We start from the raw sequence: 424 nt of genomic DNA on the forward strand, positions 1-424 counted from the left end.
GCACGGGCCAAGGTGAGAAAGGCTCTCGGCCTCTCGCTCATCACGCCGGTTGCTGGTGAGGGTGATGTATGATTTTTGGTGCACATCCCGGACCCAATCCCGAACTTGGTTACTGCTATCGATACCGTGAAGTTCGATACAGCCCGGGTGCGGACGATTGGGGTGATCCTATTCCGCGTGCTGCCGGTGAACACCTCTGCATCTGGATCAACGAGTATCCGGTGCTGCGTATGACTCCGCACGGTTTCTGGTTTCTAGATCATTACGAGGACCGTGAACGGTTCGTGAATCTGTCGTGGCCGAAGCAGTACGCGCCTCGCACCAAGGAAGCCGCACGCGACGCGTTCATAGAGCGCAAGCGCAAACAGATTCGCATTCTGCACAACACGATCATCGAAGCACAGGAACTGCTGCGTATGGCAAT

General features: G+C 56.1%; 1 protein-coding gene. It reads left to right on the top strand.

Annotation, left to right across the window (positions count from 1 at the left end; translation table 11 throughout):
* Positions 1–68: 68 nt before the first annotated feature.
* A partial coding sequence (locus AC1RPN_RS08480; RefSeq protein ID WP_481763757.1) for a hypothetical protein occupies positions 69–424 on the top strand: 356 nt, incomplete at its 3' end.

It is taken from the genome of Dellaglioa sp. CoH-57-MRSF-20 (genome assembly GCF_056781955.1).